Below are 26,891 nucleotides of genomic sequence, written 5' to 3'. Positions count from 1 at the left end.
CCCCCTTCAGCCGCTCTCCGAAAGGGAACCACCATGAGCAAAGATGCTCTGAACATGCGCGGTCCGGTTCACGGAACCAAGGACGCCAAGCGCGTTGCCATTGGCTCCGGTGTGGGCGCAGTCATCGAAACCTATGACTTCATTGGTTTCGGCACCGCCGCCGCGCTGTACTTCGGCACTGCCTTCTTCCCCACCGGCGATCCGGTCACGGGCACGCTGGCCGCCTTCGCCACGCTGGGCGTCGGCTTCGCGGCCCGCCCACTGGGCGGCATCATCGGCGGCCACCTCGGCGACAAGGTGGGCCGCAAGCCCGTGCTGGTCACGTCGCTGATCCTGATGGGTGTGGCCACCTTCCTGATCGGCCTGCTGCCCACCTACAGCCAGGTCGGGCTGCTGGCCCCCGCCCTGCTGGTGTTCGTCCGGATCGTGCAGGGCCTGGCGTTCGGTGCCGAATGGGGCGGCGCCATCCTAATGAGCTACGAGCATGCACCGTGGAAGGCCAAGGGCAAGTACACCGGCATCGTCCAGGCCGGCTTCCCGGTAGGCCTGCTGCTGGCCAACCTGGTCTTCCTGGTCAGCGTGAACCTTGGCGGCGAGCTCGCCTGGCGCGTTCCGTTCCTGGCCAGCATCGTGCTGGTGGTGGTCGGCCTGATCATCCGCTCCAAGGTTCCCGAGTCCCCGGTCTTCGACGAGGTCAAGGACAGCGGCGACATCGTCAAGTCGCCCATCGTCGAGGTCATCAAGACCGACTGGCGCAACATCGTCCGCGGCATCGGCCTGCGCGTCGCCGAGACTGCAGGCTACGCCGTGTCCATCACCTACATGATTTCCTACCTGCACACCGAGCAGCTGGCGGACAAGACCCAGACCCTCGTCGCCCTCTGCATCGCATCCTTCATCGGCATCTTCGCCACCGCAGCCTGGGCCCGCCTGACGGACAGGATTGGCCGCCGTCCCGTCTACATCTGGTCCTGCGCGTTCGCCGTCCTGTTCGCGGTCCCGATGTTCCTGATGGTCAATACCGGCCTGTTCTTCTTCGTCATCGCCACCATCGCCATCTCCTACGCCGTCTGCCAGAACTCCCTCGCCGGCGCCCAGGGTGCCTGGTTCCCCGAGCTCTTCCAGGCCAAGACCCGCGCTTCCGGTGCCAGCCTGGCGTACCAGATCTCCGCCATGGTCTCCGGCTTCACCCCGTTCGTCACCACCCTGCTCTTCGTCAGCTTCGGCTGGATGGGCCCGGCACTGCTCTTCGGCCTCTACGCCGCTGTAGGCCTGTGGGCCGCCGTCGCCACGCGGGAAACCTGGGGCAAGCGGGAGCGGCAGCTGGCGGATGAAGCCACCAAAAGCACGCCCAACACCGTAAGCGTCTAATGACCGTCACGCACGAAACATCAACGGAGTCAGCAATGCCAGTAGAGACCGTCCAGGACCGGGCTGCGGAAAGCCAGGTGACGCAGGAGCGCATCGAAAAGATCAGCGCAGCCGCGTACCGGATCCGGCACCACGCCCTGAACATGGGTGAGGTGCAGGGCCAGGGCTACGTGGGCCAGGCTCTCGGCGCCGCGGACATGCTCGCCACGGCGTACGGGGACCAGCTCCGCTTCCGCGCCGCAGACCCGCACTGGGAGGGCCGGGACCGGTTCCTGCTCTCCACCGGGCACTACGCCATCGGCCATTACGCCGCCCTCGCCGAGGCCGGGATCGTCCCGGTGGAGGAACTCGAAACCTACGGCTCGGACGATTCGCGGCTGCCGATGTCCGGCATGTCCACCTACACCCCGGGCATGGAAATCTCCGGCGGTTCCCTGGGCCACGGGCTGACCATCGCCGTCGGCATGGCCCTGGGACTGCGCTACCAGGGCTCCGGCTCGCGGGTGTTCAACTTCCTCTCCGACGGCGAACTGGACGAGGGCTCCACGTGGGAGGCGGCGATGGGCGCGCACCACCACCAGCTGGGCAACCTCACCGCCATGGTGGACATTAACGCCCTGCAGGCCGACGGCAAGACTGACACGGTGCTCCGCACAGAACCGGTCACCGAAAAGTGGGAATCGTTTGGCTGGTACACCCAGAGGGTGGACGGCAACGACGTCGCCGCGCTGCTGGCCGCCTTCGACAACGCAGCCGCCCAGGCCGCCGCCGTCGGACGTCCTTCGGTGATCCTCTGCGACACCAAGGTGGGCCGCGGCGTGCCGCTGCTCGAGAACCGCGAGAAGGCGCACTTCATGCGCATCGAAGAGAACGAATGGCAGATCTGCCGCGAGCAGCTCACCGCCGGATATGAAGGAAAGGCTGCCTGATGAGCACCACCACGGAGGCACCCAACACCACAGCAGCCGCTTCAGCACCTGCCAAGCCGAAGCTGAAGACGTCGGCGATGATCGCGTCCTTCGCCGATCCCGGCCAGAAGACCGCGCCTGCCCCGTTCGGCCACGCCCTGGTGAAGGCCGCGCAGGAAAACGACAAGATCGTTGGCCTCACCGCGGACCTGGGCAAGTACACGGACATGCACATCTTCGCCAAGGCCTTCCCGGAGCGGTTCTTCCAGATGGGCATGGCCGAGCAGCTGCTCTTCGGTGCAGCGGCCGGCCTGGCCGAAACCGGGCTGGTGCCGTTCGCGTCCACCTACTCCGTGTTCGCCGCCCGCCGCGCCTACGACTTCCTCTGCCTGGACGCGGCGGAACCGAACCTGAACGTCAACATCGTGGGCGGCCTGCCCGGCCTGACCACCGGATACGGTCCCAGCCACCAGGCCACCGAGGACATGGCGATCTTCCGCGGCATGCCCAACCTGACCATCGTGGACCCCTGCGACTCGGTGGACATCGAGCAGGCCGTGCCGCAGCTCGCAGCCTCGGAGGGGCCCACCTACCTGCGGCTGCTGCGCGGCAACGTGCCCACCGTCCTGGACGAATACGGCTACACGTTCGAACTCGGCAAGGCCAAGGTGCTGCGCGGCGGCAACGACGTTGTCTTCATCTCCTCCGGGCTGATGACCATGCGCGCCCTCCAGGCGGCCAAGGTGCTGGCGGCACACAACGTGGACGTCGCCGTCGTGCACACCCCCACCATCAAGCCGTTCGACGCCGAAACCGTCCTCAAGGAGGTCAACACGGACCGGCTCGCCGTCACCCTGGAGAACCACTCCGTGGTGGGCGGCCTGTTCGAAACGGTCGCCTCCGCCGTCGTCACCGCAGGCCTTGGCAAGCGCGTGGTGCCGGTCGCGCTGCCGGACCAGTTCCTCGACGCCGGCGCGCTGCCCACCCTGCACGACCGCTACGGCCTGGCCACCGACCGCATCGTGGCGAAGGTGCTCGCCGAACTCGGCTGAATCATTGCCCTGGCAAAAGCACGGTTCCGGTCCAGGCCGGAGCCGTGCTTTCTGCCGTACTATCAGACCACCGACTGTAAACAGTCAACGTACAACATTGAGGACAGAGACCATGGCCGGACTGACCGCCCCGCTGCTGGGACTGCAAAAGAAGAGCCTGCGCGAGCAGGCACTCTCGGCCTTGAGGACCGCCATCACCAGCGGCGAACTGGAACCAGGGCGCCACCTGGTGGAAACCGAGCTGTCCGAGATGCTTCAGATCAGCCGCGGCACGCTCCGCGAAGCCCTCCGCCAGCTGGAGCAGGAAGGCCTGGTATCCGCAGGTCCCCGCGGCCGGCTCTCCGTCCGCCACCTGGACGAAAAGGAAATCCGCGACATCTACGCGGTCCGCGCCGCCCTGGAGTCCCTCGCCGCCCGGACCCTGTGTGAACTGCCTGACCGGCAGCAGGTCACGGACTCCCTGCACCAGGCCATCGACGCGATGGGCGCGGCCGCCAGCGGAACCCTGGAGGAGCGGATCGAGTCCGACCTCGAATTCCACCGCACCCTCTGCCGGCTCACCGGCAACGAGACGCTGCTGCACTCCTGGGAGTCCCTGGAAGGCTCCATCCGGATGTCCATCATGTTCGCCGGGCTGGAAAAGGGCGTCAGCAACATGAGCGTGGACCGGCACCGGGACATCGTCACCGCCATCGACACCGGGGACGCCGCGCTGGCCAGAAAAACCATCCTCGAGCACATGGACACGGCGGCCGCAAACCTCGTCTCCTAGCTCCCGCGGGCCTGGTGTGCCGGCGTCTTTTTTGGCGCCGGCTGCTCCCTCCGCGCGAATACTCCCGGCCCTCTGGGGTACGTTGGCAGGAGCAGGGTGACCTGGAATGATGCCCAGGGACCACGGGAACAACCTGTAGGAGGAATCTATGCGGGAAGTCAGTGCCAGCGACGGTTTTCTTGAAGCGGACACCGTTGCCGGCGAGGATGAACAGGCAGTTCCGGCCGAGGCCGAACCGGCAGCAGAGCCGGAAATCACCTACGACGAACAGTTCTACCCTGCCCGGCCCAAGGCGCTCCGGCCGATTGCCCGCCGGCGGCAGTACCTCGCCACCCGGCCGTCCTTCGAGTTCGACGGCCGCAACACCGCTTACGTGGAGTGGCTGCGGAACCAGGCAATGCTCGGCGACGCGAATACCCTTGCGCGGCAGCTCTCCGGGCAGGCCAGCATGTGGCAGAACTCGTATGCGCACCCGAACCCGCGTGCCGCCGTCGAGCGCGCGCCGGTGTGGTTCACCGCGTATCCGCTGTCCTTTATCACGCGGCCCGGCGAATCCTTCCTCAGCGCCCTCGGCGACAAGAACATGTGGGACGCCTTCAGCGAGATCGGTATCCGCGCCATCCACACCGGCCCGGTCAAGCTGGCCGGCGGCATCAGCGGCTGGACCCAGACGCCCAGCGTTGACGGCCACTTCGACCGGATCAGCATGGCCATCGACCCCGTCTTCGGGACGGAGGAGGAATTCCGCCGGATGTGCGAGGTGGCCGCGGACCACGGCGGCACCATCATCGACGACATCGTGCCGGGCCACACCGGCAAGGGCGCGGACTTCCGCCTCGCCGAAATGAACTTCCGGGACTACCCGGGGATCTACCACATGGTGGACATCCCCGAAGAGGACTGGCACCTGCTGCCGGATGTCCCCGACGGCCAGGACTCGGTCAACCTCAGCCCGGAATCCGAACAGGCGCTGCAGAAGGCCGGATACATCATCGGCCGGCTGCAGCGGGTGATTTTCTACGAGCCCGGCGTCAAGGAAACCAACTGGAGCGCCACCCGCCCGGTGGTGGACACGACGGGCAAGACCCGCCGCTGGGTCTACCTGCACTACTTCAAGGCCGGCCAGCCGTCCATCAACTGGCTGGACCCCACCTTCGCCGGGATGCGCCTGGTGGTGGGCGATGCCCTGCACTCGCTGCTCGACCTGGGCACCGGGGCGCTGCGGCTGGATGCCAACGGATTCCTGGGCGTGGAAAAGAGTGCCGAGGAACAGCCCGGCTGGTCCGAGGGACACCCGCTGTCCGAGGCTGCCAACCAGCTCATCGGTTCCATGATCCGCAAGGTGGGCGGGTTCTCCTTCCAGGAGCTCAACCTGACCATCGACGACATCAAGGCAACGTCCGAAGCCGGCCCTGACCTGTCCTACGACTTCATCACCCGGCCCGCCTACCACTACGCGCTGGTCACGGCAGACACCGAGCTGCTGCGGCTGACGATGCGGCTGTCCATGGAAATCGGCGTGGACCAGGCGTCACTGGTCCACGCGCTGCAGAACCATGACGAACTCACCTATGAGCTGATGCACTTCGCCTCGGGACACCGGGACGAGATGTTCGAGCTTGCCGGCGAGGAGCTCACGGGCGCCGAGCTGGCCGAGAAGGTCCAGCAGACCATGCGCGAGCGCCTGACCGGGGAGAACGGCCCCTACAACGCGGTGTTCACCACCAACGGCATTGCCTGCACCACGGTGAGCTTCATCATGGCGGCGCTGGGAATCCGGGATCCGGAGTCCATCACGCCGGAGCAGGAAGCGAAGGTCCGGGACGCCCATATCCTGCTGGCGATGTACAACGCCCTGCAGCCCGGCGTCTTTGCCCTGTCCGGCTGGGACCTTGCCGGGATCACCGCCCTTGACCGGGAGAGCGTTGCCGAGCTGACGGCGCAGGGCGACACCCGCTGGATCAACCGCGGCGCCCACGACATCATGGGCACCAGCCCGGATGCGAAGTCGTCATCCTCGGGCATGCCGCGGGCACGCAGCCTGTACGGTGGGCTGCCGGAGCAGCTGCAGGACTCCAACTCGTTTGCCCGGCGGCTCCAGCGGGTCCTGGCTGTCCGGGAGGAGCACGGCATCGCCACCGGCACCCTTGTCGACGTCCCCGACGTGTCCCACCGCGGGCTGCTGGTCCAGGTGACCAGGCTGGGAAGCGGCGCGCTTGAGGTCACGGTGCTGAACTTCTCCGACCAGGACGTGGCCGGCAGCATCCAGTCAAGCCACCTGGTGCCGGGCTCCACGGTGCAGGACCTGTTCAGCGGCGAGTCCATCGGCCAGGTGGATGACCTGGGCAGCTTCTTCCTGGAGTTGCCGGCCTTCCAGGGGACGGCACTGCTGCTGACGGAAGCAGAGCCGGCCCCAGCGGACGACTGATACCGGCGCCGGCGTGCTTACGGCTAGCGCGGGAATCTGTTTGGGTTCCGGACCGTTAACTGACTGTACGGTAAGTTACCGCACGGTACTGAGGGATTTCATGAACGCGAAGTTTGAATCAGTTGAGGACGACGCCGGCAAGGTCACCCGCTACGTCCGGCGTGCCAATGGTGGCGGCCTGGTGGCTCCGGGCGCCACGGTTGCCGACAGCACCCGCATCGGATCCATGACGTACGTCGAGAACGGTGCGCGGATCGGACACGGGTGCCGGATCGGGCACGGCAGCTGGATTGACCGTGATGCCACCATCGGCGACCGGACAGTGATCGGCGACGGCGTGCGCATCGGACGCGGCACGGTCATCGGAAACCGCGTGCACATTGGCAGCCACTCCCGGATCGGATCCAGCGTGCTCATCGAGCATGGTGTCCACCTGGAAGCTGACGCCATGGTGGCGGACGGCGAGCAGGTGCTCGTTGACGCCCGCACGCCGGCCGCAGCCCGTGCCAGGCACCGGCAACACCGCAGGAGCAAAGGCAGTGTCGCCGCCTGAGCTTAGCGGGCGCCGACAGGCTCGGACGGCGCAGGTTCCTGGGTCAGCATCATGGTGGAGGTGTCGATCCGGTCATCGGAGTCCTGGCCCGCCACCAGCTTTTCCGCCTCGGCCCGGCTGGTGACCACAGGCACCGATCCCAGGAGGGGGCGTGCCGCGGTCTCACGCATCTTCACCAGGGCCACCAGCGCCACCGCGGAAAAGAACATGACATAGAACGCCGGGGCGTACAGGTTGCCCGTTGTTTCGACCAGGATCTGGCTGACCAGGGGCGTAGTACCGCCGAAGATGGAAATGGAGAGGTTGTGGGTGACGCCCACAGAACCGAACCTCGACGCGGTGGGAAACAGCTCGGACATGACGGCGGCGGTCAGCGCCAGGAAAAAGGCGCACGGCAGCGCGACCATGAACATTGCCAGGTAAATCGACCACAGCGTCCCTAGCTGCATCAGGGCGAACGCCGGAACCAGCAGGACCAGGTTGCCGATAGTCGCCACGGCATAAATGGGCCGCCGGCCGATGCGGTCAGAAAGGCGTGCCACGAGTGGAATCATGGCGGCCAGGAGGACCAGCACCACCACAGCGGCAATGGCCGTATGCACAGCGTCCGATCCAACCTGCGTTTCCAGGTAGGTAGGCATGTAGCTCGTAAGCATGTAGCCGGAGCTGCCGTCGGCGGCAATGAGGGCACAGCCGATAACGATTTGCGGCCAGTAGTGCTTAATGATGTTTGGCAGGTTATGCCGGACAAAAATGGGGTCGACCTCCTGGGTACCGGCTTTCACGTGGGCCACTTCGAAGCTCGGCGATTCCGGCAGGCGGCGGCGGAGGACGATCGCCACGATGCCCAGGGGCAGGGCGATCAGGAACGGGATCCGCCAGCCCCCGTCCAGCATGGCGGAACTGCCCCACATGGAAGTGGTGACGGCCGTGGTGACGGCCACCATGCTGGCGCCTGCGGCGAACCCCAGCATGGATCCCGAATTCAGAAGCGAGGTCATGAAACCCCGGTTCTTGTCGGGCGAGAACTCGGAGATGTACGTGGCGGCACCGGAATACTCTCCGCCGGTGGAGAACCCTTGAAGCATCTTCAGAAAGTAGAGGGGAATGATGACCCACAGTCCCACCTCGCCTGCGGTGGGCAACAGCCCAATTCCGGTGGTGGCGGCGGCCATGATGGCCATCGTGGCGAAGAGCACCTTGCGGCGGCCGATCCTGTCGCCCAGCGGGCCAAGGATCATTCCGCCGAGGGGACGCACGATGAACGAGACTGCGAAACCCAGCAGCGTGACAAGCAGCCCCATCCGCTCGTCCATGCCCTCCGTGAAGACAGAAGTCATGGTCACCGCGAGATAGCCGTAGACCCCGATGTCGTACCACTCGATGAAGTTTCCGACGCCTGCGCCCGCCTGGGCCTTCCGCAGTTCGCCCTTATCAACCACGATGCAGTCATCCACCCTCAATCTTCGGGCAGTTTTTGGGCGCACTGAGCGCTGTTCTTTCGACGGTTCGAGCATCTTCGTCCTGTCTATGTACCGGATGACGGATCGGCAGGAGTACCGGCGGTGACACCGGAATCCCCCAGGGGAGGCTGGTAAGTATTGTGCCAGAAAGGCAAAGGCAGCCCGGCCGCCCCGGCACCCCGGTTGTGACCTGAGCCTCCATTTTCCGCGTGGTTAGTCCGCCTCAGGACTGTTGCAATAGAAGCAACTCCTCGCGTAATAATCATCGATCTCGCATCACGCCCGGGTGCTTTCCCGGATTACCAGCTCGGCGGGGTAGATCACCGGTTCCAGTTGCTGGTCCGGGTTTTCGATCGCGCGGATCAGGAGCTGCCCTGCCGTCACGGCCATATCCACCATCGGCTGGGTCACCGTGGTGAGGCCCAAGCCGTTGGCGGCGAGCAGGGAATGGTTGTCGAACCCCACGACGGCGACATCCTCCGGAACCCTCCGGCCCATTCCCCGCACCGTTTCAATGACACCCAGCGCCATCAGGTCCGAGGCGGCGAAAACTCCGTCAAGTTCCGGTGCGTCCGCCAAAAGGTTGCGTGCCGCTTCGGCGCCACCCCCCGTCGTGAAGTCCCCGTGGATGACCGGACCGGGCTGCAGTCCCGCTTCCCGGATGCCCTGCATCCATCCGTCCAGGCGGTCGACTGCCGCGGTCATGTCGGCGGGTCCTGCCACGGTACCTAGCCGGGTGCGGCCGATGGCTGCCAGATGCCGGGCGGCGAGCCGGCCGCCCTCGCGGTTGTCCAGGTCCACGTAAGGGACACCGAAGCCCGCGGCCCACGGCCTGCCGATGAAGACTGTGGGCAGGCCGGTGGTGCCGAGGGTCTCCGCCCAGCCGTCCGCCTCGTGGAACGAAACCACGATCGCGCCGTCGACGTGCCCGCCGCGCAGGTACCGCATGGTCCGGGCGGAATCGTCCCCCGCCCGGGACATCAGCAGCACCAGCTGCATGTCAGTGTCCCTGAGGGCCTCGTTGACGCCGGTGATGACGGCGGCGAAGAAGGGGTCCATCATCACCCTTGCATCGGGTTCGGGGATGACCAGCGCAATGGATCCGGTGCGCCTGGTGACCAGGCTCCGGGCCGCACGGTTTGGTGTGTAACCAAGGGCAACGATTGCGGCGTCGACGGCGGCCTGGGCCTCCGGGCTGACCTTCAGTCCGCCATTAATCGCCCTGGACGCGGTGGAGCGGGACACTCCGGCCGCCGTGGCGAGGTCCTCGAGCGTGGGGCTGGGCCGCCCTGCCTGCAGGAGGGCGGAGCGGCGGGACTTTTCGTTCATTACACCGACAATACGACACCCTGCCCTGCCGGCGACACGGCGTTGCTGCCGGCCGGAATGGCGTTGGAAGCCGCCACCTCGGAGTACCACAAGGCGCTGGCCTTCGGGATGCGTTCCTGGGTGGCATATTCCACGCGGACCAGGCCAAAGCGCTGGTGGTAGCCGAAGGACCACTCGAAGTTGTCCAGCAGGGACCAGGCCAGGTATCCACGGACGTCCACGCCGTCCGCGATGGCGCCATGGACAGCATCGAGGTGGGCTGCGAAGAACCCCAGCCGGTCCTGGTCGTCCACGAAGCCCGCTCCGTCCGGGACGTCATCGTAGGCTGCACCGTTCTCGGTGATGTAGACGGGGATTCCGGCGGGGCCCGTGTACTCTGCCTGCAGCCGGTTGAGCAGGCGCCGCAGCCCCTCCGGCTGGACTTCCCAGCCCATTCCCGTCACCGGAAGGCCACGGGGCACCGACCGCGCGCCGTCGGCAGCCACGAACGGGGAGGACACCGGGCGGGCTGCCTGTCCCGGAACCGACGTCGTTTCCGGCGCCGCCTGTTCCCGGGGGTCTGCCCGGTCCTTCGTGAGGGATTCCCCGTGGTAGTAGTTGACGCCGAGCAGGTCCAGGGGCGTGGAAATGATGTCCAGGTCCCCTTCCTGAATCAGGTCAGCCATTCCCAGGTGGGCAACGTCCGCCAGGAGGTCGGCCGGGTACTCCCCCCGGAACAGCGGGTCGAGAAAGATCCGGTTGAACTGGCCGTCGATCCGCCGCGCTGCGTCCCGGTCACCGTTGCTGGCCGGGTCGCGTGGATCGGCGACGGTCAGGTTCAGGGTGATGCCCAGCGATGCCTCGGCGTCCCGCCGGCGAAGTTCCCCGGCTGCCAGGCCGTGGCCGAGCAGGAGGTGGTGTGCAGCAGCAAGGGCGGACCGGGGTTCCTGCCGGCCCGGCGCGTGGATTCCCGCCGCGTAGCCGAGAAACGCGGAGCACCACGGCTCGTTGAGGGTGGTCCAGATGCGGACCCTGTCCCCCAGCACGCTGTTCATGAGGGCCGCATAGTCGGCGAAGCGGTATGCCGTGTCCCGGCTGGCCCAGCCGCCCTGGTCTTCCAGTGCCTGGGGCAGGTCCCAGTGGTAGAGGGTCAGCCATGGTGTGATTCCGGCAGCCAGCAGCTCATCCACCAGGCGGGAGTAGAACGCGATCCCGTCCGGGTTGGGCGTGACGCCGTCAGGCATGCAGCGGGCCCAGGACGTGGAGAACCGGTAGGCCTTCATACGCAGCTGGCCCATGAGCGCCACGTCCTGCTTGTAGCGCACGTAGTGGTCGCAGGCCACGTCACCGTTGTGGCCGTCCGCCACGGCCCCGGGCAGCCGCGCGAACGCATCCCAGATGGAGTCCTGCCGGCCATCGGTGTGTGCTGCGCCTTCGATCTGGTAGGCGGCTGTTGCCGCGCCCCAGAGAAAACCCTCCGGAAACGTACGTTGGGTGGGACTCATCCTTTGACTGCTCCTTGCATGATTCCAGATACGAGTTGCCGGCCTGCCGCGATGAACAGAAGCAGGAGCGGGATGGTGGCCAGGACGGCGCCGGCCAGGACCACGGAGTAGTCCACGAAGTGGGCCGCCTGCAGCAACTGCAGGGCCACCGGGAGGGTGGGGTTTGACGGGTCAAGGACGATGAACGGCCAGAAGAAGTTCGTCCAGGTGGCCACGAAGGTGAACAGCGCGAGCATGGCGGCAGCCGGACGGGCCGCCGGAAATCCGATGTGCCAGAACGCCTGGATCATGGACGCCCCGTCCATCCGCACGGCCTCGATGAGTTCATCCGGAAGGGCGTCACGCAGGTATTGGGTCATCCAGAACACGCCGAAGGCCGTAACAATGCCCGGGACGATGACGGCCCAAAGCGAGCCGGTCCACCCGAGCTTGGACATCACGATGAACAGCGGGACCACGCCGAGCTGGGTAGGAACAGCCATGGTTGCGATGACAAACACCAGCAGCCCCTTGCTGCCGCGGAAGCGGAGCTTGGCAAAGGCGAATCCTGCAAGGGTGGAAAACACGACGACGGATGCCGCGGTCACGCACGAGACGATGAGGCTGTTGCCCATCGCCTTCCAGAACGGAATGCTGTCAAAGACTTTCGCTGCGTTCGCCAGGAAGTTCCCGCCGGGCAGCAGCGGGATGCCGCGGCTCAGCACGGTGTTGTCATGGCTGCCCACCAGGAAGGACCAATAGAGCGGAAAGAGGGACGCCAGGAGGACGGCACCCAGGAATCCGTAGGTAAGGAAGCCGGGCCCGCGGGCACTTCCGTGGGCGGACCTGCCACCCCTGGCACCCGGTCCCCGCCGCGCTGCCACCCGGGCGGCCCCCTTCCCGGCGGTCTGCTCGATCATGGGAATGGAGCTCACTTGCGGCCTCCCTGGCTTGCGATGCGCTTGGTGATGAGGAAGTTGAGCAGGGCGATCAGGACGATGATCAGGAAGAGCAGCCACGCCACGGCAGAAGCCCTGCCGAAGTTGCGCTGGCCCCAGCCGAGTTCCCATATGTACATGGTCAGCGTCTGCCACTGCCTGTCCGCGCCGCCCAGGCCGGACTGGTCAAAGACCCGCGGCTCGTCGAAAATCTGCAGGCCGCCGATGGTGGAGGTGATCACCACGAAGATCACCGTGGGCCGCAGCATGGGAACAGTGACGGAGAAGAACTGCCGCAGCCGGCCGGCGCCGTCGATCGTTGCCGCCTCGAATACATCCCGCGGGATGGCCTGCATCGCTGCGAGGAAGATCAGCGCGTTGTAGCCGGTCCAGCGGAAGTTGACCATGGAGGCGATGGCCAGGTGGCTGGCCACCGAGTCGGAATGCCACCGGACCGGGTCCAGCCCTGCCGCCTTCAACATCTCGTTGATCAGCCCGAACTGGTCCGCGAAGAGGTTGTTGAAGATCAGGCCCACCGCCACCGGCGCAACGACGAACGGGACCAGGACACCCATCCGCCAAAACGTCCTTGCCCTCAGGTTCGCATCCAGCACCGCCGCGATCACCAGGGCGATGACAACCTGGGGAACGGAGGACAGGATGAAGATACTGAAGGTGTTGCCCACCGCATTCCAGAAGTAGGGCTGGGCCACAACGAAGGCGTAGTTTTCCAGGCCCGTGAACTTGCCCTGCCCGCCAATGAGGTTCCAGTTGTGCAGGGAAACCCATGCCGTGTACACCAGCGGGAAGAGCCCCGTGAGCGCAAACAGGATAAAGAACGGTGAGATGTAGAGGTAGGGGGACACTTTCACGTCCCACTTGGAGGCCTGCTGCGAGAAAGCCAGGCGCCGGACACCCTTCGCGTCCGCCGGAGGCAGGGGCGGACGCCCGGCGCTCCGGGGCTTGACCCGGTCGGTGACAGCCATGCCTAGAGGGACTTCACGGCGGCGACGAACTTCTCCCAGGAGGAAGCGGCGTCGTCCGACTTGTCAACGTCCACACGCGTAAGGGCCTGCTGCATGGCGTCATTGATGGCGAAGTACTTGGTTCCCTTGAAAGGCGTGACCTCAACAGCCTTGGCACGTTCGGCGAAGATCTGGCCCGTGGGCGCGCCGTTGAAGAACGCATTCGTCTGGCCGAGCAGCTCGCTGCTTTCCAGCGCCTCCTTCTGGCTGGGGAAGGTGCCCTTGGCGGTGAAGGCCTTGATCTGCTGCTCGGGGGCTGTCAGCCAGCCTGCCAGCTTCTTGGCCTCCGCCTGGTGCTCGCCCTGGGTGGGAACCGTCAGGTAGGAGCCGCCCCAGTTTCCGCCGCCGCCGGGGAAGACGTTGGCCACGTCCCAGCCGGTGACCCCGGCTGCGTTGCCCTCAATGACACCGAGCATCCAGCCCGGGCAGAGGGTTGTGGCGAAGGCACCCGTCTGGAAGCCGGAAGCCCAGTCATCGCTCCACTGGCTGAGGTGGGCGGACAACCCGTCCTCGGTAGAGGCTTTCAGGACCTGGTTATAAGTGTCCTTGACCTTCTGGTTCTCCGTGGCGATGACGGTGCCGTCTTCCTCCTCGTAGACCTTTTCCAGCTGGTTGCTCATGCCCTGGTAGATTGCCCCTGCGGAGTCGAACCAGGCGGAATCCGGGCTGGCGGCCTTGAAGGCCTTACCGGCTTCGAAGTAGCTGTCCCAGGTGGTGCCCAGCATTTTGGCCACTTCCCCGCGTTCGGAGGGCATGCCGGCCTTCTTGAGCAGTTCGGCGTTGTAGCAGACGGCCTCGGGGCCGGAGTCGGTGCCGTAGCCAAGAAGCTTGCCATCGTCGGTGGTGGCGGCCTCGGCCTTCCAGTCCAGCCAGCGGCCTTCCACTGCAGGGTCGCTCAAGTCCGCAAAACGGTCCGGGTACTGCAGGAGTTCGGGGAGCCAGTCAACCTCCACGGCCTCGATATCGGACAACCCCGAGCCGGCGGCCAGGCGGGTGGTGAGGTTGTCCCGTGCTTCGTTGGTGGTTGCCGCCTTCTTGTGCTCAATGGTCACGTTCGGGTTCAGCGCCTCGTATTCCTCAAAGAGCGCCTCGTAGCCGAACTCATTGAACGTTCCGACCGTGAGCGTCACGGGCTCGGATCCGGTGGCGCCGTTCACGCCGGCCTTCTCTGCGGATGAGGATCCGCAGCCCGTCAGGGACAGGGCCAGGCAGGCGGCGGCAGCCGAGAGCACGGAGAACTTACTGGGGTTTTTCACAGGGGAAGACTCCTTCGTCAAAAGATGCCCCGTCGGTCCGCATGGACGGCCGGAGGCGGGAGGGGGAGCAGCCGGGCTGGACAGGGTGGCAGTCCATGGTGGGAGCGCTCTCACCACATGGTGTCCCACCTCACAGCGACTTGTCAAGGAAGAGTAGGAGCGCTCCCACCCTACCCTTGCCGGTGCTTCGTCACGGTGTTACGCTTCCCCGACGAGAGCGCTCCCACGGCCCATCATTTTCGCCGCCGTCCAGCCGTCTCACTGCATCCCACCGACGAACAGGACCAGCAATGCCGCTAGCCCACCCTCCCCATCCGCCACGCGCCGACCGCCCGGACCACCCCCACGTGCGGCGTACGAAGGGCCGCCGGGCCGCCGGCACGATGGTCCTCCTTGCAGGGCTGATTGGCAGCGGCGGAGGCCTGGCCGCCGCTGCGCCGGTCGCGCCGCAAGCACCGGCCGCAACCCAGGCATCGGCACCCCAGGCCCCCGCACTGGCTGCTTTTCCCGCTGCTCCTCCGGCTGTTCCGGAGGGCACGGAGCCGGACTTCGGCCCCAACGTCCGGATCTTCGACCCCAGCATGCCCGTGGCGGAAATCCAGGCAACTGTTGATGCCATCGCCGCACAGCAGGCGGACGACGAAATGGGCTCAAAACGCTACTCACTGCTGTTCAAGCCGGGAACCTACGGCACCGCGGCGGAGCCGCTCATCATCCAGGTGGGTTATTCCACGGAGGTTGCGGGCCTGGGGGCTTCTCCCACGGACGTCACCATCAATGGGCACGTGGACGTGTACAACCGCTGCCTCACCGCGGAGAACTGCATCGCACTGAACAACTTCTGGCGGTCCCTGTCCAACCTCACCATCAACGTCATGGGCCTCGAGGGCTGCCGCAGCTCGGCCAACTTCTGGGCGGCCTCGCAGGCGTCGCCCATGCGGCGGGTCAACATCACCGGCGGCAACCTCTCCCTCATGGACTACTGCACCGCCGGACCGCAGTACGCCAGCGGCGGCTTCATTTCCGATTCGAAGACGGGCGACGTCATCAACGGGTCGCAGCAGCAGTACTTCGTGCGCGACAGCAGCATCGGCAACTGGTCCAACGGGGTCTGGAACCAGGTCTTCTCCGGAGTGGACGGGGCGCCGGCGCAGTCTTTCCCAAACCCGCCGTACACCACCTTGGCCAGCACTCCCATCAGCCGTGAGAAGCCCTACCTCACGGTGGACGGCGACGGCCGGTACAGTGTGTTCGTTCCGTCCGTCCGCACGGACTCGTCAGGAACCACCTGGGAAAACGGCCCGACGGCGGGCCGCAGCCTCCCACTGTCCGAGTTCTACGTGGCCACCCCCTCGGACTCGGCCAAGACCATCAACGCCCAGCTGGCACGCGGCAAGAATCTCCTGCTCACCCCGGGGGTCTACGGCATTGCTGAGAGCATCGAAGTCAAACGGGAGAACACCGTCGTCCTCGGGATGGGAATCGCCACCCTTACGGCGCTCAACGGAGCCGTCCCGCTGACTGTCGCGGATGTTCCCGGCGTGGACATCGCCGCAGTCACGATAGATGCCGGCGAGGTCAATTCACCCGCCTTGCTGCGGATCGGCAAGGACCGCGACGGTGAGGGCAGCGGCGCCGCCAACTCTTCCGTGCGCAGCGATCCGGCCAACCCCACCACGCTCCACGACGTGTTCTTCCGCATCGGCGGTCCCCACGTGGGCAAGGCGTCAAACAGCCTCGAGGTCAACAGCGACAACGTCCTCCTGGACCACATCTGGGCCTGGCGTGCAGACCACGGCAACGGCGTGGGATGGACCACCAACACCGGTAAAAACGGCGTGATCATCAATGGCGACAACGTCACTGCCACAGGCCTGTTCGTGGAGCACTACCAGGAGTACAACGTCATCTGGAACGGCGAAAACGGCAAGACCATCTTCTTCCAGAATGAACTTCCCTATGACGCCCCCAACCAGGCCGCCTGGCAGCACGATGGGGTCCTGGGCTGGGCCGGCTACAAGATCGCAGACACCGTCAAAGCCCACGAACTGTGGGGCGGCGGTAGCTATGTCTACAACAACGTGGACCCCACCATCCACGCGACCCGCGGCTTCGAGGTGCCGGTGACGCCGGGCGTGAAGCTGCACAGCCTGCTGACGGTCAACCTGGGAGCCGGCACGCTGGACCACGTCATCAATGACACCGGCGCACCGGTTTCCACGGACGCCGTCGGGGTTCCCAGCTACGTCCCGGAATTCGGCGGCTAGGCAGCTTCTGAGCCGGAATTCTGAAGGTGCGGTGCAGGCCATCCGGCAGGCACCGCACCTTGCAGTTCCGGGATCACCGAGAATTATTACCCTTTCCGAATGCCCTGCTCCCGGAGCGCCGACGCACCCCACACCGCCAGCAGCAGCGCCACCAGCAGGAGGCCGGCGTCGCCCAGGTCAATAGAGCCGAGCCACACGGTCACCGGATCCTCCAGCGCGAACGCGGCATGGACAAAGCCGCCGAGCGTGACCACGGCAATGAACAGCGCGGACACGGCCGAAATCCCGGTCACCAGCGCATTGAAGCCCAGCTTCCGCTGGGGGTCGTCCAGTGCCGAGCGGTACATCCGCATCATGGCCATGCCGTTGAGGGAATCGCAGAGCGTCATGGCGGCAGCGAACGCCAGCGGCAGGGCAAGCAGGGTGAACGCCGGCACCCCGGCCAGCGATGCCGCCGTCGTCATCATCAGCAGCCCGATGGTGGTGGCGGTGTCGAAGCCGAGCCCGAAGAGGAAGCCGATCACGTAGATGTTCCGCGGCCGGCGCACCTGGGACAGCGGCCTGGCAAGGAGCCGGGCCACCAGTCCCTGGGGCTCCAGGTCGCGCGGATCGACGGCGGCGCCCCTGCGTGCCCGTCGGTAGGCTTTCGCGGTCCGGGCGAACGCGGAGCCGTTGAACAGGCCCATCGCCAGCAGGAACAGGCCGGACACGCCGCTGCCCACCAGCCCGAGGACCAGGTTCCCGGTGGACCCCTCCGCCATGAATTCACCCACCACGGCCGCGCCCGCGATGACCAGCACCCCGGCCAGCGCCACCACCGAGCTGTGCCCCAGGCTGAAGGCGAAGCCGACGCTGACCGGGTCCTGCCGCTGCGCAACGAACTTCCGCGTCGAGTTGTCGATGGCGGCCAGGTGGTCCCAGTCGTAGCTGTGCTTTACGCCGGCCAGGTAGGCGGTCAAGACCAGGCCCCAGGTGAGTGCCTCCGTCCCTGCCGCGCCGGCGTTTCCGGAGAGCAGGAGAACGACGGCGGCGGCGTGCAGGGCGGCCACGGCACCGAAAGTGAACAGTATCCGGGTCCGCAGCGGCAGCGTCTCCCGCTCCCGATACAGCGCGGTGATGGTTGTCAGGGCGGTCATCAGTGCTTCCTCAGGTTGAGCGGTCCCTGCCCCTGCCAGCGTTCCCGCAGGAGGTTGGTGCAGCCGGCAAGCAGGAAGTTCAGTTCCCCGGTGCTGTTGGACAGCGCACGCAGGACCAGGCCGGTGGTTCCGGCGGCGGGGCGGGTGAGGGAGACACCGGCCAGGGCGTGGTGTCCGGCTGTGAGCGCGTGCAGTTCGTCGGCGAGCGCCTGGTCCACGCGGGCGTCCACCACCACCAGCGATCCCAGATGGCTGTAGCCCTCCATGAACCCCAGGCCTGTCACATCGCCCGCGGGCGGACGGATCAGCAGGTTGTCCAGCACCAGCAGGTCGGTTCCTTCGTCCGTTTCGACCCGGATCTCGTTTCTCAGCCGGATCTCTTGGTACCGGAAGCCCGCTCCATCCGGCGACCAGCCCGGCGTCACCACTTCGGCCATCACCAGGGACGACGACGGCCGGACGGTCACGGAGGTGCGTTGCCGGTAGCTGGCCTCGCGGTAGGCGATGAGCTGGTCCGGCATCAGCTCCAGCCGCGCCCCCTCCCCCAGCCGCAGGTCCATCCGCTGCTCGGCAAACGACCCCGGAGTCCGGTAGACCTTCGTGGCGGACTGGGTAGTCAACAGCAGGTCAGCCCCATCCCCAACTTCCACATCAACGAGGTACAGGTCCGCCCCCAAATACGCCCCGCCAGGATTGACCATGACATAACAAACCTGCCCGGAGCCATCCAGGTAGTGCGGCCGAAGAACTCTCAGGGCGCCCTGATGATACTGGTGCACGGCAACCGAGCGCTGGCCACGCACGGCGACCCGAAGCTCCAACCGGCCCATCGCGGGCCGATCAGCGGACGCGGGTGATAGGGGCCGCGGCGTGGCGGGCACCGCGAAGCGGGCACGGCCCCTATCACCCGCGGGCGCAGGCCCAGGTGCGATGAACGCCTTAGGCGCGGGGGCCGCCGTCGTGCTCACTGGGCCAGGTCGAGCATCAGGACGTCGTGCCGGATCCAGTCAATGACCTTTTCAAGCCCTTCGTCGGTCTTGAGGTTGGTGAAGCAAAACGGCTTTGCCCCGCGGAATTCTTTGGAGTCCCGTTCCATGACTGCGAGGTCCGCGCCGACGTGGGGGGCGAGGTCGGTTTTGTTGATGATGAAGAGGTCGGACTTGATCATGCCCTGGCCGGCTTTGCGGGGGATTTTCTCGCCCTGGGCCACGTCGATGATGTAGATGGAGAAGTCCACGAGTTCGGGGCTGAAGGTGGCGGAGAGGTTGTCGCCGCCGGATTCCACGAAGATCACCTGCAGGTCGGGGTGCCGGGCCTTGAGTTCCTCGATGGCTGCGGTGTTCATCGAGGTGTCCTCGCGGATGGCGGTGTGCGGGCAGCCGCCGGTTTCGACGCCGATGATCCGGTCGACGGGCAGGATGCCGTTGGCGGCAAGGATTTTGGCGTCCTCGATGGTGTAGATGTCGTTGGTGATGGCGGCCATGGAGATGTCACCGCTCATGTGCCGGGTGAGCCGTTCCACGAGCTGCGTTTTACCGGCGCCCACGGGCCCGCCGATGCCGATCTTGATGGGTTCAGTCATGCTGTCCTCCTTGTGAATCCATGGGCACGGTCAGCTCATGAACATCCGGGCACGCTGGCGTTCGTGCCGCATTTGTGAAATTTCCAGTCCGGGGATGACGGCCCCGAAGTCGTCCGGCGTCAGGTGGGCGACCCGCTCGACGGCGGCAGCGACGTCGTCGTGCGCCTTCCGCAGCACGCGCTGCCCGGCGTTCTGGCCGAGCGGGATGGCGCGGACGGCGTTCTGCGTCAGCGAGGTGGCGGTAGCGAAAAGGTAGGCTGCGAGCGCCTCCTGCAGCGGCACTCCCAGCGAACGTGCGACGACGGCGAACGCGAGCGGCTGGTGTCCGGCGGCCCTGCCGGTGGTCACCAGGTCCCGGTACAGTTCCAGCTCCGCCGACGGAAAGACTTCCGCCCCGATCTCAAGCAGCCGGAGCCCCATTTTGGTGCTGGCCTCCCGGACCTGCCGCGGCAACAAAGACGCCGACAACGCAGCATCGAGCCCAACAACATCACCACCCTCATACAAGAACCGGATGGCAAGCCCATCCGAATACGTCAGCTGCTGCGAAACAAAAGCCGACAACCACACCCCAAAACCAGCCTCATCAAAAACGAGCCCCCGCTCGAGATAAGTCTCAAACCCAAAAGAGTGAGCAAAAGCCCCAGTAGGAAGCGCAGAATCAACCAATTGCTGCAGAGCAAGCTGGTAACTCATTGCAGGCACCTCGACGACTGGTGACCTTTCGAATCGGCGGAGGCGGGAGATAGGGGCCGCGGCGTGGCGGGCCGCGCGGGGGGCCCACTGGCGCGAGGGCCCCGACCCGAGCTTGCGAGGGTTGGGAGCGCCTGGGGACGGGCACGGCCCCTATCTCCCGCCGAAGCCCCCAAGGCGCACCCGATCGCTGGAGCCGAAGGCGAAGTACTAGTGCGAGTGCTCAGCATGGCGGAAAGGTACGGGCATGACGCGTTCCTGCCGGGAGTAGGGCACTCCGGTGTGTTTGAGGTAGTCCTCGACGGTGTGGTCGTAGGCGCACACCATGACCTCGGCTTCATATTCAGACGATGCGTCGAAGAACTGTGCCTGCAGGTGCCGGTTGCCGAGGGAGTGGGCAGCGACCCCCATCTCGTGGATGGACCGGGGGGCGATGACCAGAACGTCGGTGGGCAGGACGGACACCACGATCATGTTGGAGTCTTCGACATGCAGGATGTCGCCGTCGCGGAGGTCGCCGGAGCCGGCGGGAAGGCGGATGCCGATTTCCTTGCCGTGGTCCGTCGTCGCGCGCTGGATGCGCTTGACCAGCTGGGCGCTGGGCAGCACCACCTTCTCGCGGTGCAGGCTGGCGTAGGCTGCGAGGTCCGTTTCGGGCAGCTCGTGCAGGTTGCCGAGGACTTTGTCGATTATCACGTGGTTCTCCGGGGCGCGAAGGGGAAGGGCTAGAAGAGGAAGTAGCGCTGGGCCATGGGCAGAACGTCGGCGGGCTCGCAGGTGATGTCCTCGCCGTCGACCGTTACCAGGTAGGTCTCCGGGTCCACCTGGATGTCGGGCGTCGCGTCGTTGTATTTCAGGTCCGCCTTGGTGAGGGTGCGGATCCCGGAGACGGGCCGGATGACCTTCTCCAGCCCCAGCTCCGCCGGCACTCCGGCGTCAATGGCCGCCTGCGGGAGGAACGTGATGGAGCACTGCTGCACCGCCTTCCCGTGGGCCCCGAACATGGGCCGCATGGTCCGCGGCTGCGGTGTGGGGATGGACGCGTTGGCGTCGCCCATCAGGGCATACGCGATCTGCCCGCCCTTGATCACCAACTCCGGCTTAACGCCAAAGAAGGCAGGATCCCACAGGACCAGGTCCGCGAACTTGCCTACCTCCACGGAGCCGACGGAGTCCGCGATGCCCTGGGCGATGGCCGGGTTGATCGTGTACTTGGCCACGTAGCGCTTGAGCCGGAAGTTGTCGCTGCCGGCGGAGCCGTGCGCGCCGCCGTCGTCATCTGCCAGCACACCGCGCTGCTTCTTCATCTTGTCCGCCACCTGCCAGGTGCGGGTGATCACCTCACCCACGCGTCCCATGGCTTGGGAGTCGGAGGAGGTGATGGAGAAGATGCCCAGGTCCTGCAGGACGTCCTCGGCGGCGATGGTCTCGGCCCGGATGCGGGAATCGGCGAAGGCAACGTCCTCGGGGATATCCGGGTTGAGGTGGTGGCAGACCATCAGCATGTCCAGGTGCTCTTCGATGGTGTTGCGCGTGTACGGCAGCGTGGGGTTGGTGGACGCGGGCAGGACGTTGGGCATGCCCGCGATCTTGATGATGTCCGGGGCGTGGCCGCCGCCGGCACCTTCGGTGTGGAAGGTGTGGATAACACGGCCGCCGATGGCCCGGATGGTGTCCTCCACAAAGCCGCACTCGTTGAGGGTGTCCGTGTGGATGGCCACCTGGACGTCGTACTCGTCCGCCACCTTCAGGGAGGTGTCGATGGAGGAGTGCGTGGCGCCCCAGTCCTCGTGGACCTTCAGCCCGATGGCGCCAGCGCGGATCTGTTCGGCGAGCGGTTCGACGGCGGATGCGTGGCCTTTGCCGAAGAGGCCGATGTTCATGGGGAAGCCCTCGGCCGCCTGCAGCATCCGCTGGATGTGCCATTTGCCCGGGGTGACGGTGGTGGCCTTGGTTCCTTCGGCCGGGCCGGTGCCGCCGCCGATCATGGTGGTCACGCCGCTGGTGAGTGCGGCGGCCACCTGGTCCGGGGAGATGAAGTGGATGTGGGTGTCCACTCCCCCTGCGGTGAGGATCTTGCGTTCACCGGCGATGATCTCGGTGCTGGCGCCGATCACGATATCCACGCCGTCCGTCATCTGGGGGTTGCCGGCCTTGCCGATCCTGAAGATGTGGCCGTCCTTGAGCGCAACGTCCGCTTTGTAGATGCCCGTGTAGTCCAGGATCACGGCGTTGGTGATGACGGTGTCCGGAACGTCGTCATCCCGGACCGCCTGGCCGTTCTGGCCCATGCCGTCCCGGATCACCTTGCCGCCGCCGAACACCACCTCCTCGCCGTAGACGGTGAGGTCTTTCTCGATCTCGAGGAACAGCTCCGTGTCCGCCAGGCGGACGGCGTCACCCGTCGTCGGGCCGTAAAGGTCGGCGTACTGCCGTCGTGGCATCTCGAAGCTCACTGCTGGTCCCCTTCCGCTGCGGCACCCGGCCGGGCCGGGCTGCCAAGGTGCGTGCCGCCGTCGAGCTTCCCATTGACCGCGTTGCTGAGCCCGTGGACCTCGCGGGTGCCGGCGAGTTCGATCAGCCGGACGGTGCGCGAGTCGCCGGGTTCGAACCGGGCCGCGGTTCCGGCCGGGATGTCCAGCCTGCGGCCGTAGGCTGCCTGCCGGTCAAAGGCCAAGGCAGGGTTTGCCTCGGCGAAGTGGAAGTGCGAGCCCACCTGGACCGGCCGGTCGCCGGTATTCACCACATCGACGTCGATGGCATGACGCCCCGCGTTGGCCGTCACCGGCTCGGGCTGCAGGATGTATTCTCCGGGAATCATGGGGCGCCCCTAACGGATCGGGTCGTGGACGGTGACGAGCTTGGTGCCGTCCGGGAATGTCGCCTCGACCTGGACGTCATGGATCATCTCGGGAACGCCTTCCATCACGTCTTCGCGGGTGAGCAGGGTGGTTCCGTAGCTCATGAGTTCGGCCACGCTGCGCCCGTCCCGGGCGCCCTCGATCAGCTCATAGCTGATGATGGCCACCGCCTCCGGGTAGTTCAGCTTGAGCCCCCGGGCCTGCCGCCGCCGGGCGAGGTCGGCCGCCACCACGATCAGAAGCTTTTCCTGCTCACGGGGCATCAGATGCATAGGGTTCCCTTCAACGGCCTTCAGGACGGCGTGGGACCCAGAGTAGGCGGCGAACGTTTCCGCCACGTTTCAGCCATGTCATGGCTGGCATTCGATTAGTCCGACATATGCCCTTTCAGGCATGCCACGAAGTCGTCGACCACCGGGGAAGGGCGCAAGGGCCGCGCTACGTGGAGTTCCGTCTGGGGCCGCCCAGCCAGCCGGCGCGTGGTCACACCCGGCATCTGGAACCGCTCCACGGATTCAGGCAGCACGGACATGCCCAGCCCGGCGGCCACCAGGCCAAGGACCGTTTCCTGGTGGATGGCCTGCTGCACGACGGCGGGGGGCACCGCGAGCGGTTCGAACAGCCGCAGGACCCTGGACACGAAGCCCGGCATCAGGCGGTACGGGAAAAGGATCATGGGCTCGCCCTGAAGGTCCTCCGGCCGGATCTCCTCCTGCCCGGAGAGGGGGTGGTTTTCCGGGATGACCGCCACCAGGTCCTCGGTGCCGAGCAGTTCGAGGTGGAGGCCGGGCACGTCCCCCGGGTCGCGGACCAGGCCGACGTCGAGATCGCCGTCAAGCAGCTGTTCGATCTGTTCGCCGCTGGTGAGCGGGTGCAGCACCAGGTCCACCCGTGACCGGTGCCGGCGGAAGGCGCGCAGTGCCTCGGGGACGGTGGTGTAGCTCGCGGAGCTGACGAAGCCCACCTTGACCTTGCCGCTCTTTCCGGCGGCGACGTCGGCAACGTCGCCCGCCGCGGCATCCAACTCCGCCACGGCCGCGCGGGCCCTGTCCCTGAACGCCTCGCCAGCGGCTGTCAGGGTGACGCGGCGGGTGGTGCGGTCGAACAGCTGCACGCCAAGCTCACGTTCCAGGCCCTTGACGGCGACGGTCAGGGGCGGCTGGGTGATGTGCAGGCGCTCGGCCGCCCTGCCGAAGTGCAGCTCGTCAGCGACGACGAGGAAGTACCGCAGCTGCCGGAACTCCATGAGGATTCTTTCGATAGACGCTAATAATTACTTGTCAAATGATATTGGACGCAGCGTCTTTCCGGATGGGTTACTGGACGCAGAGCACGAACCACCGTCACTGCATCAAGGAGCCATCCAATGGACTCGATCGAGTACGCCGTCGTCGGGGCGGGGCTGTCCGGAGCAGCCACCGCCTGGCACCTTGCCGCCCGCGGCCACGGCGTTGCCCTGCTGGAACGCACCACCCCCGCCAACGACGCCGGAAGTTCCCACGGCTCCGCCCGGATCTTCCGCTACGCCTACCCCGAGGAGTTCTACACCGGCCTGGTCCAGGAGGCCAAGGCCGGCTGGGACGAACTGGCACGCCTCAGCGGCAAGCAGCTCATCACCCCCACCGGAGCCGTCGACTACGGCGCCATCCGCCAGCCCGAACGCCTCGCCGCAGTACTGGCCAGCCGCGGCATCGACCACGAACTCCTCACCCCCGCCGAAGCAGGCCGCCGCTGGCCCCAGATCGCCTTCGACACCCCCGTGCTGTGGCACCCGGACGCCGGCGTGATCGACGCCCACGAATCCGTCGCCGCCATGGTGGACCAGGCAGTCACTAATGGCGCGGCACTCCACACCAACTGGGCCGTCGCCTCCATCACCGGCGCAGCGGGCGCCTACCTCCTGACCTCCGAGGACGGCCGGACCCTGCGCGCCGCCAACGTCATCGTCGCCGCCGGCGGCTGGCTGCCCAAGCTGCTCGGATCACTCGCGCTGCCGTCATCCTTCCAGGCCGGCATGCCGCCCATCGAAGTCCGCCAGGAACAGGCCTACCACTTCCCCTACGTGGACGGCACAGACACCTCAACGTGGCCCACCTTCATCCACAAACGCGAGGGCTGGCAGGCCTACGGCCTGCCCGGCGGCCGCGACGCCGGCTTCCGCGGCCAGAAGGTCGCCGAATACAACGGCGGCAAAATCCTGCCCTCCGCCGCCGACCAGGACGGCAGGATCAGCCCGGACAACCGCCGGCGGGTCATCGACTACGTCGCACAATACCTCCCCGGCCTGGCGCCCGAACCGTACGCCGAAACCACCTGCCTGTTCACCAACACCCCCACCGAAGACTTCATCCTGGACCGGGCGGACGGCATCACCATCCTCTCCCCCTGCTCCGGCCACGGCGCCAAGTTCGCCCCGCTGATCGGGCAACTTGCGGCAGACCTCGCCACCGGCGCAGGACAAGTCCCGGACCAGTTCCGGCTCGCGGCCCAGGCCCACGGCACGGCAGTGGCGGCCCACTGATGGCGCGCACGATCGAAACCACTCCGCTGGCCACCGTTCCGGCGGCAACCGTGACCGGCCTGATGGCTGAAATTTCCGCCGTCGGTACGGATGCCCTCCGCGGCGGCTACACCCGCCCGGTGTACTCCACCGCAGAGCTGGACCTGCGCAGCTGGTTCACCGAGCAGGCCCAAAAGCGCGGCCTGTCCGTGGAAACCGACCGCAACGGCGCCATCTGGGCCTGGTGGGACATCCCCGGCGGGGACCGCAGCAACAGCCTGGTCACCGGCAGCCACCTTGACTCCGTCCCCGGCGGCGGACCCTTCGACGGCCCGCTCGGCATCGCCTCCGCCCTGGTCGCCGTGGACATCCTCAAAGCCCGGATCGCCACCCCGCCGCGCCCGCTCGCCGTCGTCGTGTTCCCCGAGGAGGAAGGCTCCCGCTTCGGCGTCGCCTGCCTCGGCTCCCGGCTTCTGACCGGCGCCATCGACCCGGACAAAGCCCGGAACCTGCGGGACCCTGACGGCTCAACCTTCGCCGACGTCGCACGCGCCAATGGACTGGACCCGCGCCACGTCGGCAAAGACGAACAACTCCTGGGCCGGATCGGCGCCTTCGTGGAACTGCACGTCGAACAGGGCCGGGGACTGATCGACCTGGACCAGCCCGTGGCAATCGCCTCGTCCATCCTCGGACACGGACGTTGGCGCCTGAGCGTCCACGGCCAGGGCAACCACGCCGGCACCACCCTCATGGCCGACCGGTACGACCCCATGGTTTCGGCCTCCCGCATGGTCGTCGCCGTCCGCGACATTGCCCGGAAACAGCCCCACGCCCGCGCCACGGTCGGCAGGCTCCAGCCCGTCCCCGGCGGAACCAACGTCATCGCCTCCCGCGTGGACTTCTGGCTGGACGTCCGCCACCCCAACGACGCCGTCACCGCCGCCCTCGTGGAAAGCATCCACCTGCAGGCCCGGGTCATCGCCGCCGAGGAAGGCTGCCGCGTGGAACTCCGCGAGGAGTCGCTGAGCCCCACCGTCCATTTCGATCCAGGACTGCAGAAGGACCTCCAGCTCGCCCTGCCGGACGCACCCGTCCTGGACACCGGGGCAGGACATGACGCCGGCGTCCTCGCAGCCCACGTCCCCACCGCCATGGTTTTCGTCCGCAACCCCAGCGGCGTATCCCACTCGCCCGAAGAACACGTGCTGGACGAGGACGCCGAAACAGGCGCCCAAACCCTCGCCGACGCACTCCACGGGCTGATGGCCTGACCACCCTGTTAAGGCGCGAC

Annotated in this window: 24 protein-coding genes; 9 read left to right on the top strand and 15 right to left on the bottom strand. The window is 66.5% G+C overall.

Translation table 11 applies throughout. The features are described 5' to 3' along the window. Positions 1–33: 33 nt before the first annotated feature. The 6 genes from ACJJV6_RS09770 to ACJJV6_RS09745 all read left to right on the top strand — a co-directional run bounded on the left by ACJJV6_RS09770 (position 34) and on the right by ACJJV6_RS09745 (position 7,084). Positions 34–1,371 (top strand): MFS transporter, encoded by a 1,338-nt coding sequence (locus ACJJV6_RS09770; RefSeq protein ID WP_407710436.1) that lies wholly within the window; start codon positions 34–36, stop codon positions 1,369–1,371. A gap of 35 nt (positions 1,372–1,406) precedes the next feature. Beyond that, entirely contained in the window at positions 1,407–2,300 is an 894-nt protein-coding gene (locus tag ACJJV6_RS09765) for a transketolase (RefSeq protein ID WP_407710435.1), read from the top strand. After that, the gene (locus ACJJV6_RS09760; protein WP_407710434.1) at positions 2,300–3,331 is read left to right on the top strand and encodes a transketolase family protein; all 1,032 of its coding nucleotides are present in this window, start codon (positions 2,300–2,302) and stop codon (positions 3,329–3,331) included. Before ACJJV6_RS09765 ends, ACJJV6_RS09760 begins: the two co-directional genes overlap by 1 nt. A 112-nt stretch (positions 3,332–3,443) precedes the next feature. Then, complete coding sequence (locus ACJJV6_RS09755; RefSeq protein ID WP_407710433.1) at positions 3,444–4,103, top strand: GntR family transcriptional regulator; 660 nt, start codon at positions 3,444–3,446, stop codon at positions 4,101–4,103. Between the two features lie 148 nt (positions 4,104–4,251). Further along, the gene (gene treS, locus ACJJV6_RS09750; protein ID WP_407710432.1) at positions 4,252–6,531 is read left to right on the top strand and encodes a maltose alpha-D-glucosyltransferase; all 2,280 of its coding nucleotides are present in this window, start codon (positions 4,252–4,254) and stop codon (positions 6,529–6,531) included. Between the two features lie 100 nt (positions 6,532–6,631). Then, the gene (locus ACJJV6_RS09745) at positions 6,632–7,084 is read left to right on the top strand and encodes a DapH/DapD/GlmU-related protein (RefSeq protein WP_407710431.1); all 453 of its coding nucleotides are present in this window, start codon (positions 6,632–6,634) and stop codon (positions 7,082–7,084) included. A gap of 2 nt (positions 7,085–7,086) precedes the next feature. Here ACJJV6_RS09745 and ACJJV6_RS09740 read toward each other — a convergent pair whose 3' ends face one another. The 6 genes from ACJJV6_RS09740 to ACJJV6_RS09715 form a co-directional block, all read right to left on the bottom strand. Further along, on the bottom strand, positions 7,087–8,541 hold the full coding sequence (locus ACJJV6_RS09740; RefSeq protein ID WP_407710430.1) for an MFS transporter: 1,455 nt from the start codon (positions 8,539–8,541) through the stop codon (positions 7,087–7,089). A 282-nt stretch (positions 8,542–8,823) separates the two neighbouring features. Beyond that, positions 8,824–9,876 (bottom strand): LacI family DNA-binding transcriptional regulator, encoded by a 1,053-nt coding sequence (locus ACJJV6_RS09735; protein WP_407710429.1) that lies wholly within the window; start codon positions 9,874–9,876, stop codon positions 8,824–8,826. Continuing rightward, the gene (locus tag ACJJV6_RS09730) at positions 9,876–11,360 is read right to left on the bottom strand and encodes a glycoside hydrolase family 1 protein (protein ID WP_407710428.1); all 1,485 of its coding nucleotides are present in this window, start codon (positions 11,358–11,360) and stop codon (positions 9,876–9,878) included. The genes ACJJV6_RS09735 and ACJJV6_RS09730 overlap by 1 nt, the downstream gene beginning before the upstream one ends. Next, a complete protein-coding gene (locus ACJJV6_RS09725) occupies positions 11,357–12,274 on the bottom strand; it encodes a carbohydrate ABC transporter permease (RefSeq protein WP_407710427.1) in 918 nt (305 codons plus the stop codon). Before ACJJV6_RS09725 ends, ACJJV6_RS09730 begins: the two co-directional genes overlap by 4 nt. Continuing rightward, positions 12,271–13,263 (bottom strand): carbohydrate ABC transporter permease, encoded by a 993-nt coding sequence (locus tag ACJJV6_RS09720; protein ID WP_407710426.1) that lies wholly within the window; start codon positions 13,261–13,263, stop codon positions 12,271–12,273. Before ACJJV6_RS09720 ends, ACJJV6_RS09725 begins: the two co-directional genes overlap by 4 nt. A 2-nt stretch (positions 13,264–13,265) precedes the next feature. Further along, a complete protein-coding gene (locus tag ACJJV6_RS09715; protein WP_009358781.1) occupies positions 13,266–14,558 on the bottom strand; it encodes an ABC transporter substrate-binding protein in 1,293 nt (430 codons plus the stop codon). 290 nt (positions 14,559–14,848) lie between these two features. On the opposite strand from ACJJV6_RS09715, the gene ACJJV6_RS09710 reads away from it, so the two are divergent. Beyond that, positions 14,849–16,825 carry an adenylyl cyclase gene (locus ACJJV6_RS09710; protein WP_407710425.1) on the top strand — a complete coding sequence of 659 codons (1,977 nt, stop codon included), beginning with the start codon at positions 14,849–14,851 and terminating at the stop codon, positions 16,823–16,825. An 86-nt stretch (positions 16,826–16,911) separates the two neighbouring features. On the opposite strand, the gene ACJJV6_RS09705 is transcribed toward ACJJV6_RS09710, so the two are convergent. The 9 genes from ACJJV6_RS09705 to ACJJV6_RS09665 form a co-directional block, all read right to left on the bottom strand. After that, complete coding sequence (locus ACJJV6_RS09705; RefSeq protein WP_407710424.1) at positions 16,912–17,961, bottom strand: HoxN/HupN/NixA family nickel/cobalt transporter; 1,050 nt, start codon at positions 17,959–17,961, stop codon at positions 16,912–16,914. Further along, positions 17,961–18,791 carry an urease accessory protein UreD gene (locus tag ACJJV6_RS09700; RefSeq protein ID WP_407710423.1) on the bottom strand — a complete coding sequence of 277 codons (831 nt, stop codon included), beginning with the start codon at positions 18,789–18,791 and terminating at the stop codon, positions 17,961–17,963. The genes ACJJV6_RS09705 and ACJJV6_RS09700 overlap by 1 nt, the downstream gene beginning before the upstream one ends. A 134-nt stretch (positions 18,792–18,925) precedes the next feature. After that, entirely contained in the window at positions 18,926–19,543 is a 618-nt protein-coding gene (gene ureG, locus ACJJV6_RS09695) for an urease accessory protein UreG (RefSeq protein ID WP_407710422.1), read from the bottom strand. A gap of 30 nt (positions 19,544–19,573) precedes the next feature. Continuing rightward, positions 19,574–20,239 (bottom strand): urease accessory protein UreF, encoded by a 666-nt coding sequence (locus tag ACJJV6_RS09690; RefSeq protein WP_035753346.1) that lies wholly within the window; start codon positions 20,237–20,239, stop codon positions 19,574–19,576. Positions 20,240–20,446: 207 nt separating this feature from the next. Further along, positions 20,447–20,932, bottom strand: coding sequence for an urease accessory protein UreE (ureE, locus tag ACJJV6_RS09685; RefSeq protein WP_407710421.1), 486 nt, complete (start codon positions 20,930–20,932; stop codon positions 20,447–20,449). Positions 20,933–20,961: 29 nt separating this feature from the next. Then, complete coding sequence (gene ureC / locus ACJJV6_RS09680; RefSeq protein ID WP_407710420.1) at positions 20,962–22,692, bottom strand: urease subunit alpha; 1,731 nt, start codon at positions 22,690–22,692, stop codon at positions 20,962–20,964. Then, positions 22,689–23,057, bottom strand: a complete 369-nt coding sequence (locus ACJJV6_RS09675) for an urease subunit beta (RefSeq protein WP_407710419.1) — start codon at positions 23,055–23,057, stop codon at positions 22,689–22,691. Before ACJJV6_RS09675 ends, ureC begins: the two co-directional genes overlap by 4 nt. Before the next feature lie 9 nt (positions 23,058–23,066). Then, positions 23,067–23,369, bottom strand: a complete 303-nt coding sequence (locus ACJJV6_RS09670) for an urease subunit gamma (RefSeq protein WP_009358789.1) — start codon at positions 23,367–23,369, stop codon at positions 23,067–23,069. 95 nt (positions 23,370–23,464) lie between these two features. Further along, entirely contained in the window at positions 23,465–24,343 is an 879-nt protein-coding gene (locus tag ACJJV6_RS09665; protein WP_407710418.1) for a LysR family transcriptional regulator, read from the bottom strand. A 120-nt stretch (positions 24,344–24,463) separates the two neighbouring features. On the opposite strand from ACJJV6_RS09665, the gene ACJJV6_RS09660 reads away from it, so the two are divergent. Both ACJJV6_RS09660 and ACJJV6_RS09655 read left to right on the top strand, forming a co-directional pair. Next, positions 24,464–25,618: an FAD-dependent oxidoreductase gene (locus ACJJV6_RS09660; protein WP_407710417.1), complete on the top strand. Its 1,155-nt coding sequence runs from the start codon at positions 24,464–24,466 to the stop codon at positions 25,616–25,618. Further along, positions 25,618–26,871 (top strand): allantoate amidohydrolase, encoded by a 1,254-nt coding sequence (locus tag ACJJV6_RS09655; RefSeq protein ID WP_407710416.1) that lies wholly within the window; start codon positions 25,618–25,620, stop codon positions 26,869–26,871. The genes ACJJV6_RS09660 and ACJJV6_RS09655 overlap by 1 nt, the downstream gene beginning before the upstream one ends. Positions 26,872–26,891 lie beyond the last annotated feature (20 nt).

It is taken from the genome of Arthrobacter nitrophenolicus (assembly GCF_045833485.1).
GTDB classification, from domain to species: Bacteria; Actinomycetota; Actinomycetes; order Actinomycetales; family Micrococcaceae; genus Arthrobacter; species Arthrobacter nitrophenolicus.
Note: the sequence above shows the minus strand (reverse complement) of the source record. Positions and strands in the feature narration are given on the sequence as shown.

What these genes read in the sequence shown, in the direction of transcription:
- ACJJV6_RS09760 (WP_407710434.1), top strand. Translation starts at nt 2,300, where the DNA reads ATGAGCACCACCACGGAGGCACCCAACACCACAGCAGCCGCTTCAGCA.
- ACJJV6_RS09705 (WP_407710424.1), bottom strand. Translation starts at nt 17,961, where the DNA reads ATGACCGCCCTGACAACCATCACCGCGCTGTATCGGGAGCGGGAGACG.
- ACJJV6_RS09700 (WP_407710423.1), bottom strand. Translation starts at nt 18,791, where the DNA reads ATGGGCCGGTTGGAGCTTCGGGTCGCCGTGCGTGGCCAGCGCTCGGTT.
- ACJJV6_RS09660 (WP_407710417.1), top strand. Translation starts at nt 24,464, where the DNA reads ATGGACTCGATCGAGTACGCCGTCGTCGGGGCGGGGCTGTCCGGAGCA.
- ACJJV6_RS09765 (WP_407710435.1), top strand. Translation starts at nt 1,407, where the DNA reads ATGCCAGTAGAGACCGTCCAGGACCGGGCTGCGGAAAGCCAGGTGACG.
- ureG (WP_407710422.1), bottom strand. Translation starts at nt 19,543, where the DNA reads ATGACTGAACCCATCAAGATCGGCATCGGCGGGCCCGTGGGCGCCGGT.
- ACJJV6_RS09720 (WP_407710426.1), bottom strand. Translation starts at nt 13,263, where the DNA reads ATGGCTGTCACCGACCGGGTCAAGCCCCGGAGCGCCGGGCGTCCGCCC.
- ACJJV6_RS09710 (WP_407710425.1), top strand. Translation starts at nt 14,849, where the DNA reads ATGCCGCTAGCCCACCCTCCCCATCCGCCACGCGCCGACCGCCCGGAC.
- ACJJV6_RS09735 (WP_407710429.1), bottom strand. Translation starts at nt 9,876, where the DNA reads ATGAACGAAAAGTCCCGCCGCTCCGCCCTCCTGCAGGCAGGGCGGCCC.
- ACJJV6_RS09755 (WP_407710433.1), top strand. Translation starts at nt 3,444, where the DNA reads ATGGCCGGACTGACCGCCCCGCTGCTGGGACTGCAAAAGAAGAGCCTG.
- ACJJV6_RS09745 (WP_407710431.1), top strand. Translation starts at nt 6,632, where the DNA reads ATGAACGCGAAGTTTGAATCAGTTGAGGACGACGCCGGCAAGGTCACC.
- ACJJV6_RS09655 (WP_407710416.1), top strand. Translation starts at nt 25,618, where the DNA reads ATGGCGCGCACGATCGAAACCACTCCGCTGGCCACCGTTCCGGCGGCA.
- ACJJV6_RS09665 (WP_407710418.1), bottom strand. Translation starts at nt 24,343, where the DNA reads ATGGAGTTCCGGCAGCTGCGGTACTTCCTCGTCGTCGCTGACGAGCTG.
- ACJJV6_RS09670 (WP_009358789.1), bottom strand. Translation starts at nt 23,369, where the DNA reads ATGCATCTGATGCCCCGTGAGCAGGAAAAGCTTCTGATCGTGGTGGCG.
- ACJJV6_RS09690 (WP_035753346.1), bottom strand. Translation starts at nt 20,239, where the DNA reads ATGAGTTACCAGCTTGCTCTGCAGCAATTGGTTGATTCTGCGCTTCCT.
- treS (WP_407710432.1), top strand. Translation starts at nt 4,252, where the DNA reads ATGCGGGAAGTCAGTGCCAGCGACGGTTTTCTTGAAGCGGACACCGTT.
- ACJJV6_RS09730 (WP_407710428.1), bottom strand. Translation starts at nt 11,360, where the DNA reads ATGAGTCCCACCCAACGTACGTTTCCGGAGGGTTTTCTCTGGGGCGCG.
- ACJJV6_RS09675 (WP_407710419.1), bottom strand. Translation starts at nt 23,057, where the DNA reads ATGATTCCCGGAGAATACATCCTGCAGCCCGAGCCGGTGACGGCCAAC.
- ACJJV6_RS09770 (WP_407710436.1), top strand. Translation starts at nt 34, where the DNA reads ATGAGCAAAGATGCTCTGAACATGCGCGGTCCGGTTCACGGAACCAAG.